Origin of the sequence: Rhodococcus sp. IEGM 1330, from assembly GCF_033142445.1 — a bacterium.
Lineage (GTDB): Bacteria > Actinomycetota > Actinomycetes > Mycobacteriales > Mycobacteriaceae > Rhodococcoides.
Window position 1 is genome coordinate 358,202 of record NZ_JAWLSB010000005.1, and the last position, 13,512, is coordinate 371,713.

Consider the following 13,512-nt stretch of genomic DNA (forward strand, 5'->3'; position numbering starts at 1 on the left):
ATATCAACTGCGGTGTTCATCTTCCGTTCACCCACGCGGGGGTAAACGTCTACCACCTGCCCTTACCTTTCTCGATGGGCGGCAACCTACGTCGCCTGGTGCGAGGTTTCTTTCGGAGCCGGCACCCACACAGTCACAGCGCGGCCGATCAGGTCCGAGCCGTGGACACGGCCTACAGATTCCCCGGAGGAAACAGGTGAACCTCAAGCGCAACGGTGCTCTCATGAGTGCAGTGGCCATCAGTGCCATGTTGCTGACCGCATGCGGTAGCGACGCGAACGTCGCCACCACGGACGGCGCATCCGAATCCTCGGCTACCTGCGAGGGCAAATCTCCGCTGACCGGCGAAGGCTCTTCTGCGCAGCAGAACGCAATGTCCAACTTCACCTCGATCTACTCGGGCGTGTGCGCCGGCAAGGCCGTCGAGTACACCACCAGCGGATCGGGCAACGGCCGCACGCAGTTCGTCGCCGGACTGGTCGACTTCGCCGGCTCCGACTCCGCGATCAAGGACGAGCAGGCAGTCGAGGCAGCCACCCGCTGCGCCAGCAACCCGGCGTGGAACCTGCCGCTGGTCTTCGGCCCGGTCGCAGTGGCCTACAACCTCGACGGCGTCGACAGCGTTTCGCTGAACCCGGACGTCATCGCGCGCATGTTCACCGGCCAGATCACCACCTGGAACGATCCCGCAATCGCCGCACTCAACGAGGGCGTCGAACTGCCGGCCACCGCGGTCACCCCGGTCTACCGCTCCGATTCCTCGGGCACCAGCGACAACTTCCAGCGCTTCCTCGCAGCTTCGGCTCCCGAGGCGTGGACCCTGGACCACAGCTCCGACTGGGCCGGCGGCGTCGGCGAAGGTGCCAACGGATCCTCGGGCGTAGCCCAGGCCGTGGCCGCTACTCCCGGCTCGGTCACCTACGTCGAGAAGGGCTTCGCCGACCAGGAAAGCCTCGGCACAGCTGCAGTCGACTTCGGCAACGGACCGGTCGAGCTCACCACCGAGTCGGCTGCCGCAGCGATCGACGCGGCAACGTTCTCCGGTGAGGGCAACGACCTCGTCATCGACATCGACGCGCTGTACGCCAGCAACGAAGCCGAGACGTACCCGCTGGTTCTCGCAACCTACGAGATCGTCTGCTCGGCGGGCTACGACCCCGAGACCTCGGCAGCAGTCAAGTCGTTCCTGCTCAGTGCAGCCAACGAAGGTCAGCAGGGCCTCGAGGAAGCCGGCTACGTGCCGCTTCCCGAGTCCTTCAAGGAGCGTCTGACCACCGCTATCGAAGCAATCGCCTGATTCGATGAGACGTGATCCTGCTTCGGCTCGCGGCAACGCGAGCCGAAGCAGGACCGTCCTCGACCTCGACACGAGACAGTGAGCGGTATGAGCGACACCCACTCGATGACCGGCGTCCCCTCCGCGGCTACCGTGCCCTCCGCGGGTGCCGCGCACAAACCGGAAGAACCACAATTGTCAGACAAGAAAAAATCGGGGACCGTCACACGTCCCGGTGACCGGATCTTCTCCGGCCTCGCCACGGGCTCGGGTATCTTCATCATCGCCCTGATCGCCGCCGTGGGTATCTTCCTGGTCTGGCGTGCCATCCCCTCGCTGTCGAACAACACGGTCAACTTCCTGACCTACAACGGTGCCTGGGACACGTCCAACACCTCGGCCATGGTGTTCGGTGTTCTCGATCTGTTCCTGGTCACCGTCACGGTGTCCTTGTTCGCGCTGATCCTCGCGATGCCCGTCGCACTCGGCATCGCCATCTACCTGACGAATTACGCACCCAAGCGAGTAGCGGGACCGCTCGGTTACGTCATCGACCTGTTGGCCGCAGTTCCGTCGATCGTCTTCGGTCTGTGGGGCCTGTACGTCCTCGCCCCCGCCATCAGCCCGTTCGCGGAATGGCTGAACTCGTCCTTGAGCTGGTTCCCGCTCTTCAGCACCGGCTCGGTCTCGATCGCCGGCGGCGGCACCATCTTCACCGGCGGCATCGTGCTCGCGGTCATGATCCTGCCGATCATCGCCGCCGTCACCCGCGAGGTCTTCATGCAGACGCCGAAGGGGCAGATCGAAGCAGCTCTCGCCCTCGGAGCCACCCGCTGGGAGGTCGTGCGCACCACGGTCATTCCGTTCGGCAAGTCCGGTTACGTCTCCGGTTCGATGCTCGGTCTCGGTCGTGCACTCGGTGAGACCATCGCGCTCTACATCATCATCCGCAGCACTCAGGCAACCTTCGGCGGAACATTGTTCGACGGCGGTTCCACATTTGCGACGAAGATCGCGCTGGCCGCGGGCGAATTCAACAACCCGCTCCAAGCCGGTGCCTACATCGCCGCGGGTCTGGTGCTCTTCATCCTCACCTTCGTCGTCAACGCCGGTGCCCGCGCCGCCATCGCCGGAAAGAAGGACTGACCCATGACCGCAACGATGGACAAGCCCGTCAAGGAACCCACGTTCCAGGGCGTCAGCGCTCGGCGTAAGGCGTCCAACCTCTCGGCGACGATCCTCGTCAGCCTCTCGGTTCTCGTCGCACTCGTGCCTCTCGTCTGGGTGCTGTACACGGTGGTCTCCCGCGGCCTGTCGGCAGTGGTCTCACCCACCTGGTGGCAGAACTCGCAGGCAGGCGTCACCCAGTTCATTGCGGGTGGCGGTGCTTACCACGCCATCATCGGAACGCTCCTGCAAGGACTGTTCTGCGCTGTCATCTCAATCCCGATCGGCATCTTCGTCGCCATCTACCTCGTCGAGTACGGGGTGGGCACGCGACTGGCCCGAGTCACCACGTTCATGGTCGACATCCTCACCGGTGTGCCGTCCATCGTCGCGGCCCTGTTCATCTACGCACTGTGGATCGCCACCTTCGGCTTTCAGCGCTCCGGCGTGGCCGTCGCATTCGCTCTCGTACTGCTGATGATCCCCGTGATCGTGCGCTCGGCCGAGGAAATGCTGCGTATCGTTCCCCAGGACCTGCGAGAGGCGTCCTACGCGCTCGGCGTGCCGAAGTGGAAGACCATCGCCAAGATCGTCATCCCCACGGCCCTGTCCGGCATCGTCACCGGAATCATGCTCGCCCTGGCCCGCGTGATGGGTGAGACGGCACCTGTGCTGATCCTGGTGGGATCGGCCACCGCCATCAACTTCAACATCTTCGAGGGGCCGCAGACGTCTCTGCCGCTCATGATGGTCGACCTGCAGAAAGCAGGAACCGGCGTGCTCACCGCTGAGCGCATGTGGGGAGCAGCCCTGACGCTGATCCTGATCGTCGCAATACTCAACATCGGCGCGAAGTTGGTCTCGAAGTTCTTCTCGCCCAAGAACTTCTGACCCACCCGACTCCAGCGAATTCTAAGGAACCAGAACATGGCAAAGCGTCTCGATCTCAAAGACGTCAACATCTACTACGGCAAGTTCCATGCCGTCTCCGACGTCACTCTGGCCGTACCGCCGCGCAGCGTCACCGCGTTCATCGGGCCGTCCGGTTGCGGTAAGTCGACCGTCCTGCGTTCGCTCAACCGCATGCACGAGGTCACCCCCGGTGCCCGCGTCGAAGGTTCGGTGCTGCTCGACGGCGAGGACATCTACGGCAACGGCGTCGACCCCGTGGGCGTGCGTCGCACCATCGGTATGGTCTTTCAGCGCCCCAACCCGTTCCCGACGATGTCGATCCGGGACAACGTCGTCGCCGGCCTGAAGTTGCAGGGCGGCCGCGGCAAGAAGGAACTCGACGAGATTGCCGAGCGCTCGCTCAAGGGTGCCAACCTCTGGAACGAGGTCAAGGATCGCCTCGACAAGCCCGGTGGCGGCCTCTCGGGCGGACAGCAGCAGCGTCTGTGCATCGCTCGCGCGATCGCCGTCTCGCCCGACGTTCTGCTGATGGACGAGCCGTGCTCGGCTCTCGACCCTATTTCCACCCTCGCGATCGAGGATCTGATCCAGGAACTCAAGCAGGACTTCACGATCGTGATCGTCACGCACAACATGCAGCAGGCCGCCCGCGTGAGCGATCAGACCGGCTTCTTCAACCTCGAGGCCACCGGTAAGCCCGGCAAGCTCATCGAGATCGACGACACCGAGAAGATCTTCTCCAACCCGACACAGAAGGCCACCGAGGACTACATCTCCGGCCGCTTCGGATAGCCACACACGAACCACAGAAGCCCCCGCTGAGCGAAAGCTCGGCGGGGGCTTTTTTCGTATCTGCGCTCTCTGCCCCGATACGGCTGGTGACTCCAGTACGAAAGCCGAGTAGCGCTGCAGCGCAGCGCTACTCGGCCTCGAGGAGTTCGAGGTTCCTACGAGGTGGGAATGTTGTTGTGGCTGAGGTCGACGGGCAGCTCACCTGTCACCAGGAAGATCACTCGCCGCCCCACCTCGACAGCATGGTCGGCGAACCGCTCGTAGAAGCGACCCAGCAGGGTCACGTCGACTGCAGCCGCAACGCCATGGCTCCACTCGCGGTCCATCAGCACCGTGAAGAGGTGACGGTGCAGATCGTCCATTGCCTCGTCCTCCTCCTGCAGCTTTGCCGCGCGCTCGGGATCGCGGGTCTCGAGGACCTCGCGAGCCGAAGCGCCGATCTGAACGGCGAGGCGACCCATCTCGGCGAAGTACCCGTTGACCACCTCGGGGAGGGCGTGGTTCGGGTGCCTGCGGCGGGTGATCTTGGCGACGTGCAACGCGAGCGCGCCCATGCGGTCGATGTCGGCAACGATCTGAATGCCGGCCACCACCGAACGGAGATCGCCCGCGACCGGAGCCTGCAGGGCGAGAAGCGTGAAAGCCTTCTCCTCGCACACAGCGCTGAGTTCGGTGATCCTGTCGTGTTCGGAAATGACCTGCTCGGCGAGCACCAGGTCGGCTTGGAGGAGTGACTGAGTGGCCTTTTCCATGGCCGAACCAGCCAGGCTCGCCATCTCTCCGAGGAGATCGGCAAGCTCGTTCATCTGTTCGTTGTAGGCGACGCGCATAGGCGAAGTTTAGTAGGTCACACCGACCAGTTCTCTGTCCCGAGGGTTAACGGAGCATGAATGAAGTCAGGCGCACGTGTCGTCGGCGGCATTGGTGAACGAGAGATCCTCCGGCAGAGGTGCGCCCTCGGTTGTGCCCTCCACCTGGGTGGGATCGATCTCGTTGCCGAACGCCGTCGGGAACTGCGTGTATCCGGGGTAGTTGGAGCCGAGCACCACCTCGACGACGTTGTTCAGGCTCGGTGCCAGTTCGATGGCGGCACCGGGGATCGCCGACGCGACGGTCGCCGCGGCCGCTTCCTGATCCTGCGAGTAGCGCACCACCGTCTGGGCAGCGCTGCCGGAGAAGTTGCCTACCGTCAGGATCTGGAATCCGTAGGTAGCCAGCTCGTCGGACGCAGTTTGAGCCATCCCGGCGATGTCGGACGCGTTGGACACGTGCAAGGACACGGTTCCCGGTTCGACGGCGAGCAACGATGCGTCGGGAGCGTCGACGGGGGCCGAGGATTCGGGCGTGACCGGCTCGGCTCGTTCCTCACCGGGAAGTGGATCGTCGTCGATGATGGCCTGGAAGATGGCACCGATCGCCTCGTCGTTGGGGATCTCGTTGCCGTAGTCGTTGGTGCCGGTGGTGGGGATGGTCAGGAAGGTCACTGCGCCGGCATCGACGTTCTGCAGCGATCGGCCCAGCGTTACCAGGTCCTGAGTCTTGACGTTCTCCACGAACGTGTCCGAGGTGAACGCATTGACGAAGCCGTTCAACTTGCCCGGGTCGAGCAACACCTGGTTGGACAGTGCAGATCTCAGCAGGGACGACAGGAATCGCTGCTGTCGCTTGATCCGGCCGTAGTCGCCGTTGCCCTCGGACTCGACGTTGCGTGCCCGAACGTAGTTCAGTGCAGTTCGGCCGTCGATGCGCTGTGTTCCGACGGTGGGGAGGACGTCTCCCAATTCGTAGTCGATCAGCGGTTGCGCGGTGCAGACCTCTACGCCACCGACCTCGTCGACCATGGACTCGAACCCAGCGAAGTCCATCCCGACGAAGTGTCCGATACGCAGGCCCGAGATCTTCTGGATGGTCTTGACCAGACATTTCGGGCCGCCGAGGGCGTAGGTGGCGTTGAGCTTGTCGCCGTAGGCCTCGGGGAACATCTCCCCGGTGTAGGTATTGGTGTCGTTGTCGAACTGCTCGCACTCGGGGCGCGTCACATCGAGATCGCGGGGAAACGAGACGGCGACGACGCGGCTGCGATCGGCCGGAATGTTGACGAGCATGACCGTGTCTGAGCGGGCTCCCTCGGCGTCGGCGACGGTTCCGGCACCCACCTCGCCGCTGGCCCCGGTGCGGGTGTCGGTGCCCACGATCAGATACGTCTCGTCGCCGTATTGGCCTTCGGCGTCGACGACGTCGGTCGAATCGGGGTCGAGAGCGGCGACCTGCAGAAATCCCTGATCGGTATTGCGTAGGTATCCCCACACCACTCCGGTCAACGTCACCGCCAGGATTGCGACGAGAGAGACCAAGCTTCGGCCGATCATCCGCACCCGACGGCGTCGCCGCACCCGACTCATCGCCAACCGCGTCAGGGCCGGGCGATCCGTTGCGGGCGCACCCACCGGTTCCGGTGCCGCATGCGGCGGCGGAGTCGGCGGCACTGCTCGGGCAGGCGGGGGAGTGGAATCGGTGATGGGAGCGATGACCTCGGTCGGCTCTTCGACTTCGGGACGTTCGGCCGGCACCCGCCGCATCGATCCCGAGCGCGACATCTTGTCCACCAACTCGGCGACCGAGACGGTGTCGGCGTTACGCGGTGATCGTTTGCCGAGCCTGCCGCTGTCTCCGGGCTGCGGCGGTTGCTCCGGATCCGGTGTTGCAGGGCGCTCGGAGCGAGGTGGGCGCTGCCCGGATCGTCCGATTGCGCCGGGTTGCCTGATTGAGGACAGCGGGCGCTCCCATGGGGCGCGACCCTCGGGCACAGACGGGCCCGACTCTCGATCGTCTCCCACGAATTCGAACCTGGCCTTCCATCACACGCACGCGTCGCCTACTCGGCAATCCCAGCCATAGTACTGACTCGAGCGGCATGGTCCACTCGTGCGAGGTAGGCGGCTGGTCAGCTGGGAATCAGCCGCCGGAATGCATCAGGTCGGCACCGGCGGGGACGCAGACGTCCTCCGGATCGTCGAGCCAACCGTCGGGCAGCGAAACCGCGCCCGGCGAGCCCTGCCGACCACGGGGGCCTTCGGCGTCCTTGGGAAACGGAACGGTCGGATCGAGTTGCGCCAGAAGGTCGTCCAGTTCGCCGAGAGTGGACACCAACGCCATCGAGACCCGGAGGTCCGACCCCGCCGGAAACCCGCGCAGGTACCAGGAGACGTGCTTGCGCAACTCGCGCAGGCCCTTCTTCTCCCCGTGATGCTGAGCCAGCAACTCGGCGTGGCGAGCGATGATCGTGGCCACCTCGCCGAGGGTGGGGGGAATGGGCTCGGGGCGGCCGTTGAGGCGGGCGCTGAGTTCGGCGAACAGCCACGGCCTGCCGAGGCAACCTCGCCCGACGACGACGCCGTCGCACCCGGTCTCCGCCATCATGCGAACCGCGTCGGACGCCGAGAAGATGTCACCGTTGCCCAGAACCGGGATGCCGGAGACATGTTCCTTGAGTCGAGCGATCTCGTTCCAGTCGGCGGTGCCGGAGTAACGCTGCGAGGCAGTTCTGGCGTGCAATGCCACTGCCGCCGCGCCCTCGTCGGCGGCGATTCGACCTGCATCGAGATGAGTGTGGTGGTTCTCGTCGATGCCGACGCGGAACTTGACGGTGACGGGAATGTCGGTGCCCTCGGTCGCCTTGACGGCCGCAGCGACGATGCGGCCGAACAGGTTCCGCTTGTAGGGCAGCGCAGCACCGCCGCCCTTTCGGGTGACCTTCGGAACCGGGCAGCCGAAATTCATGTCTATGTGGTCGGCCAGATCGTCGTCGACGATCATCTTCGCCGCGGCGTACGTGGTGTCCGGATCGACGGTGTAGAGCTGCAGCGACCGCGGGGTTTCGGTGGGTCCGAAGGTCGTCATGTGCATCGTGGCCGGCTGCCGTTCGACGAGCGCGCGTGCGGTGACCATCTCGCATACGTACAGACCCGAGGTACTGCCTGCCCGCTCCAATTCCTGCTCCCTGCACAGGGTGCGGAACGCCACATTGGTGACGCCGGCCATCGGCGCGAGGACGACGGGGCTGCGCAACTCCAGCGAGCCGATCTGCAGTGTCATGAGGGAAGCCTTTGGAACGGAGGGAACGTGATCGTGGTGACAACGGTGGGTCGAGAACGGCGATGCCGGAAAACAGTGGTGCCCGGCACCGAAGTCGGTACCGGGCACACCAGCCGATCTGAGCTTACGACGCGCGTGCTTCGGCCTTCGCGCGTTCGCGGGCGAGGGAGCGGTCTCGCATCTCCTCGAACTTGGTGGCCTGCCGCTCGAGGTCTTCGAGGAAGACAGCGAGTTCTTCACGCGTGTTCTCACCGCGTGCGGTGAAGTCGTTGCGCTCGAACACGCTCCACTTGCGCAGGACCGGCCAGACGACGTCCTCGAGGTGCTGACGCAGGTCGTAGATGCCGTGCTTGGCCATCAGCACACCGTTGCGACGGAAGTTCGGCATCCCGGCACCGGGCATGACGAAGTTCGTCACGATGTCCGAGACCGCCTGCAACGTCTGATCGGGCGAGATGTCCATCGCCGCGCCGGTGATGTTGCGGTAGAAGATCATGTGCAGGTTCTCGTCGGCGGCGATGCGCTGGAGCATGCGGTCGGCGATCGGATCGTCGCAGACCTTGCCGGTGTTGCGGTGCGAGACGCGGGTGGCGAGCTCCTGGAAGGTCACGTACGCGACCGAGTGCAGCAGACCGACCTGAGTGCCTGCAGGTGAGGCGTAGCCGTTGGTCATGTGGATCATGCGGGCTTCTTCGAGGGCGACGGGATCGACGCCGCGGGTGACGACGAGGTAGTCGCGCATGACGATGCCGTGGCGGTTCTCCTCGGCGGTCCAGCGACCGACCCAGGTTCCCCAGGCACCGTCGCGGGAGAAGTTCTCGGCGATCTCACGGTGATAGGACGGCAGGTTGTCCTCGGTGAGCAGGTTGGTGATCATCGCGGCCTGTGCGACGTCGGAGAGTTTGGACTGCTCCGGGTCGTAGTCCTGGCCACCGAGTGCGGCGAAGTTGCGACCTTCGTCCCACGGAACGTAGTCGTGAGGGTGCCACTCCCGCGCCATCGTGATGTGACGGTTCACATTGTCCTCGGCAGTGGGCACCAGCTCTTGCAGAAGCTCGAGCTGTGTCAGATCCCTCGCCATTAGATCGCCTCCATAGATTGCGTACGACCGGTCCAGCTTACGGCACCGTAGGTTCGGTGTGAACCTCGTCGCGCCTGTTCACTTGCTGTTCCGGCGGTCGTGATGTTCGGTGTCGATCGACGCGAAGTGCCCCCGTAGCGCTGATCTTCCGGCCGGCCTTCGCGAGTTCACGACCGATGCAGTTCCCCCTGCACGTCGCTCGGTCTCGGCCGATCGTTACGCCCGAGTGTACGTTCCGAACAGGTGTGATCACTGTTACCCGGACGGTGTGTGGTGCCCCCAGTAGGACTCGAACCTACGACCTGCGGATTAAAAGTCCGTAGCTCTACCAACTGAGCTATAGGGGCGCGGCTCGAAAGTGTAATGGGCCGCGCAGCACCGACGGGCAGTACCCCCGGCAGTGGTGCCGACCGGTCAGCGTCCGAAGCTGCTGCATCCGCTCGACACCGGAATGCCGGCCAGGCGGTCGTCGATCCAGGCGTATGCGCCCGGAATGCCGCTGAATGCGACGATCAGGTGCTCACCGAGATACTCCTCGAGTCTGACGTTCGCACCCTGAGCGCACCATTCGTCGTAGAGGGTCTCGGCTCCTCGTCGAGGAATCCAGAACTCCTGTTGACCCTGGTAGATCATGGTGGGGATGGTGGGCGCGAGGTCGCCGCCGAGACGGGTCGCGGCGATGACGCTCTCGGCGATCTCGGTGCGATCGACGTTGGGAATGTCCGAGAGTGCCTGCACCGGAATCGGGGCCACCACTCCACCGGGTGCGAGAAGACTGACGCACATGTCCTTGGCGACCGTGGCCAGACGTAGTCCGTTGGCGTTCATCAGCGAGAACAGTTCGGGGTACTCGCGTGCCACCCCGAGCGCTGCGGACAGGAAGAGCGTGGATGCTGCCGTTCCGTTCATCGACGTCAGCAGAATCCTGTAGTCGGTCGGCGGACCACCGAACGCCGCGCCCACCAGATTGACGTCGGGCGCGTACGTGGGGGCCAATTGTGCGGCCCATCCTGTGGCGATCGCCCCACCCGAGTACCCCGTCACGGCGATCGGAGACGACGCGGGCAAGCCGAGCTCGGGCAGTCGAACCATGGCTCGGAGGGCGTCGAGCACCGCGTGCGCGGCCATGCGTCCGGCGGCGTAGGCCTGCCGTGGCCCCTCGTGATCGGTGACGACGACGGCGTAGTTCTTGGCCAGGAAGGCCTGAACAGCCGGTATCTCCCGGGCGAGCCCGCGAGGGAGCAGCCAGGACGGCGCACATGTGTTGCCGAGTGAGTTGATGGCCATGTTGTACGCCACGACGGGCCGGCTCCCGGCCCCGGTCCACGGTGCGACCGGCACGATCACGGTGGTGGCGGCAGCAACGGGACGGTCCTTGGAATCGTTGGTGCGAAACAGGATCTGAGTCGAAGTAACCGGCGTGAACAGCGGTCCGACGGTCACCTGTCTGGTTGCCAGTACCGACCCGGGAGGTTGTTGCTCGTAGCCTGCAGGGGGATCGAACCAGGGCTCGCCCAGTGGGGTGGGTAGGTAGAGAGCCGGATCGGCGACGGGGGCCACGAAGTTGCCCAGGGGGTCTGCCGACGCCCTGCCGGTTGTCGACAGAGCGAGCACGGCTACCGCGAACAAAGTTGTGATGGAACGACATGCGCGGATCGATACCTTCATGGCATTCACTCGTCTCCGGTCGGCCGAACTCCCCATGTGGTGCGTTTCACAGTAGGTCAGCGCAGGCGCGAGCTCGGTGCGAGACTGGGAACGTGTCGAAAACGTTACCGACCGGTCTCTCTCATATCGATTACCGTGCAATGGATTTGACCGATGGGCAGAAACGGTACCGGCGTATTCGATTGGTGAGCAATAGATTTGAACTGCTAACGAGCAAGGCGAAACAGTCTGAGCTCGAGATCCCTTACCGTGAAATGTAATTCGGTTTTCAACCGAAAGTAGTCGTGTGCCCGAAGCGGCCTCGAGGATGCGTCGACCATTCGGTTCGCGGAACTCGGCTGCGCATCGGATGCCGCCGAAGGCGAGTCGGCCGGGGATGCGATTCGGCGAGGGCGGGTCCGAAGAAGTGCCGCGTTGCCTGCGGTCGCGAGCCCGGTCGAAAGCGGCTCGAGTGCGCACCCCCTGCAGCGCACTCGAGCCGCGCAGATCATACCATCCGGCTTGTTTCGGTTGCCTAACCGATTTTTCTGTCGGGTGTGTGTGTCGAAGCGAACCGTAGGTGAGTCGACTCGCGTGTCGTTCGGGTGAAGTACTCTCTGTCAGTACTACCTGCGGATACGCAGGGCGCTTGGGGCTCGGAGGCACGGAGTAAATGGCACAACAAGAGCGCGCACGGCGGACCCGGGCGGCCATCGTGGAGGCGGCGGCGGCGGAATTCGCCAAGCGTGGATACGCAGCGGCATCCGTCAACACCATCTTGGAGGGCTCCAATGCCACCAAGGGTGCGATGTATTTCCATTTCCAGTCGAAGGAAGATCTGGCCCGAGCTGTCCTCGGGGCCGGACTGGATCGGTACGTCGCCATCTCGGAGAAGTGGGCCGACACCACCGCACATCCGTTCTACGTCATACGCGGGATCGTGGACGACATAGCGCAGAACTTCCAGAACGACGTGATCGTGCGCGCCGAGTTCCGGCTGATAGTCGAGCCGGAGTTCTACGCGGAGGTGCATGCGGGCGGCGGTCGAGTCTGGGGTGCCCAGGGGCTCGCGCAGGCCGAGCGTGCGCTGGCGATGGGTGACCTGAAGCCGGAGTTCGACGCGACCAAGTTCGTACGAGTGCTCGCCGCGTCGATGGCGGGTCAGCGCTACATGTCGGATCTGGTGGCCGACAACGCAGATCTGCGCGAGCGGTTCGAGGAGTCCGTGGAAGTCGTACTGCTCGCCATGGCGTCGGAGCATTGGCTCGCCGAATTGAAACTGCACGGATGGGAGCACTACGGCGAAAACTGTGCGAAAACCACCTCTGACCTGCCGGTTTGAGATTTGCAGCGAAAGTGTCCTAAGCTATCCCAGCTCCCAACGGAACGCCGTTGAGGGTAACGTCGAAGCAGTTCGGCGGGCCCCCTTCGTCTAGCGGCCTAGGACGCCGCCCTTTCAAGGCGGTAGCGCGGGTTCGAATCCCGTAGGGGGTACGTAGGAACAGATCGGTGTGACAACCCGGTCGGCAGTACAGCAGTCTTCGTCTCGCTCTTCACGAGATGCGGATTTGCAGTTCGGAGAGTTACTGCGCTAGAAATAGCGCGGTAACAACAGCAAGGCCCTGTGGCGCAGTTGGTTAGCGCGCCGCCCTGTCACGGCGGAGGTCGCGGGTTCGAGTCCCGTCAGGGTCGCAACATCGGTGAGAAATCACCGACATTGCGATGGCATTGTTTCACCGGTGCCGCCCGGCCAGGTAGCTCAGTTGGTACGAGCGTCCGCCTGAAAAGCGGAAGGTCGTCGGTTCGATCCCGACTCTGGCCACCACGGTTTTGGATCCACATGCACGATGAAAGCCCCTTCCGGTCGTCCGGCAGGGGCTTTTTCGTGTGCACGAGTTATTGTCGACGCGTGGACGTGATCGATCGAGCGCAGGAAGATCTGGCGCGCGGAGACAGCATCGCTGCTCGAGATCGGCTGGTCGGCGCATTGGTTCGGAACCCGACGTCGCCCGGCATTCTCGAATTGCTCGCGTATACGTATCTGGTGCTCGGCGATCGTGCGGCGGCCGGAGCAGCATGGTTCCTCACCGACAAGTCCGACGACGATCCGACGGCGTCCGCTGCGTTCGCCGCCCTGGAGAAGCAGTACAGGTCGCCTCTGATGATGGCGCTGGCCCTGCCCATCCACGCGCCCTCCGATTGGTATCCCACCCGCGCTCGGATACGGCTGGAACGGCTCGGAGCCGCGATCGAAGCCAACGGTCAGCAATGGGTGCCGCCGCGAGACGTCGTCTACTTCGACGAGGACGGGCTGAATTCCGACGACTTCTACGACGTGGACAGCGATTCCGACGATGCCGATTTCGACGGTGCTCGGACGGGGGCGAGCTACCGCTCCGTGCGGCAGCGTGCGATCGCGGCGACCATCGTCATCGCCATTGCTGCCACCTCGGCATCGGTGGTCCTGGCACTCGTCTTCGGCTGACGCCGGTTCACGGACGAAGCGTTCGGCACCGAGCGTAGAGTCGCGAAAGAATTTCCG

Annotated in this window: 11 protein-coding genes and 4 tRNA genes; 9 read left to right on the top strand and 6 right to left on the bottom strand. The window is 64.2% G+C overall.

The window, feature by feature from the left end; genetic code table 11:
- Window positions 1-196 precede the first annotated feature (196 nt).
- The 4 genes from pstS to pstB all read left to right on the top strand — a co-directional run bounded on the left by pstS (window position 197) and on the right by pstB (window position 4,147).
- A complete protein-coding gene (gene pstS / locus R4P57_RS14630) occupies window positions 197-1,297 on the top strand; it encodes a phosphate ABC transporter substrate-binding protein PstS (RefSeq protein WP_317803544.1) in 1,101 nt (366 codons plus the stop codon).
- Window positions 1,298-1,384: 87 nt separating this feature from the next.
- Window positions 1,385-2,422, top strand: coding sequence for a phosphate ABC transporter permease subunit PstC (gene pstC, locus R4P57_RS14635; protein ID WP_317803545.1), 1,038 nt, complete (start codon window positions 1,385-1,387; stop codon window positions 2,420-2,422).
- Window positions 2,423-2,425: 3 nt separating this feature from the next.
- On the top strand, window positions 2,426-3,334 hold the full coding sequence (pstA, locus tag R4P57_RS14640) for a phosphate ABC transporter permease PstA (RefSeq protein WP_317803546.1): 909 nt from the start codon (window positions 2,426-2,428) through the stop codon (window positions 3,332-3,334).
- Window positions 3,335-3,370: 36 nt separating this feature from the next.
- Window positions 3,371-4,147 carry a phosphate ABC transporter ATP-binding protein PstB gene (gene pstB / locus R4P57_RS14645; protein WP_037194618.1) on the top strand — a complete coding sequence of 259 codons (777 nt, stop codon included), beginning with the start codon at window positions 3,371-3,373 and terminating at the stop codon, window positions 4,145-4,147.
- 155 nt (window positions 4,148-4,302) lie between these two features.
- Here pstB and phoU read toward each other — a convergent pair whose 3' ends face one another.
- The 6 genes from phoU to R4P57_RS14675 all read right to left on the bottom strand — a co-directional run bounded on the left by phoU (window position 4,303) and on the right by R4P57_RS14675 (window position 10,991).
- Window positions 4,303-4,977: a phosphate signaling complex protein PhoU gene (gene phoU, locus R4P57_RS14650; protein WP_094679884.1), complete on the bottom strand. Its 675-nt coding sequence runs from the start codon at window positions 4,975-4,977 to the stop codon at window positions 4,303-4,305.
- A gap of 66 nt (window positions 4,978-5,043) precedes the next feature.
- Window positions 5,044-6,984: an LCP family protein gene (locus tag R4P57_RS14655; protein WP_317803547.1), complete on the bottom strand. Its 1,941-nt coding sequence runs from the start codon at window positions 6,982-6,984 to the stop codon at window positions 5,044-5,046.
- Between the two features lie 118 nt (window positions 6,985-7,102).
- The gene (gene dusB / locus R4P57_RS14660) at window positions 7,103-8,242 is read right to left on the bottom strand and encodes a tRNA dihydrouridine synthase DusB (RefSeq protein WP_317803548.1); all 1,140 of its coding nucleotides are present in this window, start codon (window positions 8,240-8,242) and stop codon (window positions 7,103-7,105) included.
- Window positions 8,243-8,366: 124 nt separating this feature from the next.
- Window positions 8,367-9,323 (bottom strand): acyl-ACP desaturase, encoded by a 957-nt coding sequence (locus R4P57_RS14665; protein WP_317803549.1) that lies wholly within the window; start codon window positions 9,321-9,323, stop codon window positions 8,367-8,369.
- A gap of 271 nt (window positions 9,324-9,594) precedes the next feature.
- Window positions 9,595-9,670 (bottom strand) — tRNA-Lys (locus R4P57_RS14670).
- A 67-nt stretch (window positions 9,671-9,737) separates the two neighbouring features.
- A complete protein-coding gene (locus R4P57_RS14675; RefSeq protein ID WP_317803550.1) occupies window positions 9,738-10,991 on the bottom strand; it encodes a lipase family protein in 1,254 nt (417 codons plus the stop codon).
- 652 nt (window positions 10,992-11,643) lie between these two features.
- Between R4P57_RS14675 and R4P57_RS14680 the strand changes: the two genes are divergently transcribed.
- The 5 genes from R4P57_RS14680 (at window position 11,644) to R4P57_RS14700 (ending at window position 13,455) form a co-directional block, all read left to right on the top strand.
- Window positions 11,644-12,312 carry a TetR/AcrR family transcriptional regulator gene (locus R4P57_RS14680; protein WP_317803551.1) on the top strand — a complete coding sequence of 223 codons (669 nt, stop codon included), beginning with the start codon at window positions 11,644-11,646 and terminating at the stop codon, window positions 12,310-12,312.
- Between the two features lie 79 nt (window positions 12,313-12,391).
- A tRNA-Glu gene (locus R4P57_RS14685) sits at window positions 12,392-12,464 on the top strand.
- Between the two features lie 124 nt (window positions 12,465-12,588).
- Window positions 12,589-12,662: transfer RNA gene (locus R4P57_RS14690), tRNA-Asp, on the top strand.
- Between the two features lie 56 nt (window positions 12,663-12,718).
- A tRNA-Phe gene (locus tag R4P57_RS14695) sits at window positions 12,719-12,795 on the top strand.
- 84 nt (window positions 12,796-12,879) lie between these two features.
- The gene (locus R4P57_RS14700; protein ID WP_317803552.1) at window positions 12,880-13,455 is read left to right on the top strand and encodes a DUF6584 family protein; all 576 of its coding nucleotides are present in this window, start codon (window positions 12,880-12,882) and stop codon (window positions 13,453-13,455) included.
- Window positions 13,456-13,512 lie beyond the last annotated feature (57 nt).

Coding starts and splice junctions, on each gene's coding strand:
- R4P57_RS14675 (WP_317803550.1), bottom strand. CDS start 10,991: ATGAAGGTATCGATCCGCGCATGTCGTTCCATCACAACTTTGTTCGCG.
- pstA (WP_317803546.1), top strand. CDS start 2,426: ATGACCGCAACGATGGACAAGCCCGTCAAGGAACCCACGTTCCAGGGC.
- dusB (WP_317803548.1), bottom strand. CDS start 8,242: ATGACACTGCAGATCGGCTCGCTGGAGTTGCGCAGCCCCGTCGTCCTC.
- R4P57_RS14680 (WP_317803551.1), top strand. CDS start 11,644: ATGGCACAACAAGAGCGCGCACGGCGGACCCGGGCGGCCATCGTGGAG.
- pstB (WP_037194618.1), top strand. CDS start 3,371: ATGGCAAAGCGTCTCGATCTCAAAGACGTCAACATCTACTACGGCAAG.
- pstC (WP_317803545.1), top strand. CDS start 1,385: ATGAGCGACACCCACTCGATGACCGGCGTCCCCTCCGCGGCTACCGTG.
- R4P57_RS14665 (WP_317803549.1), bottom strand. CDS start 9,323: ATGGCGAGGGATCTGACACAGCTCGAGCTTCTGCAAGAGCTGGTGCCC.
- phoU (WP_094679884.1), bottom strand. CDS start 4,977: ATGCGCGTCGCCTACAACGAACAGATGAACGAGCTTGCCGATCTCCTC.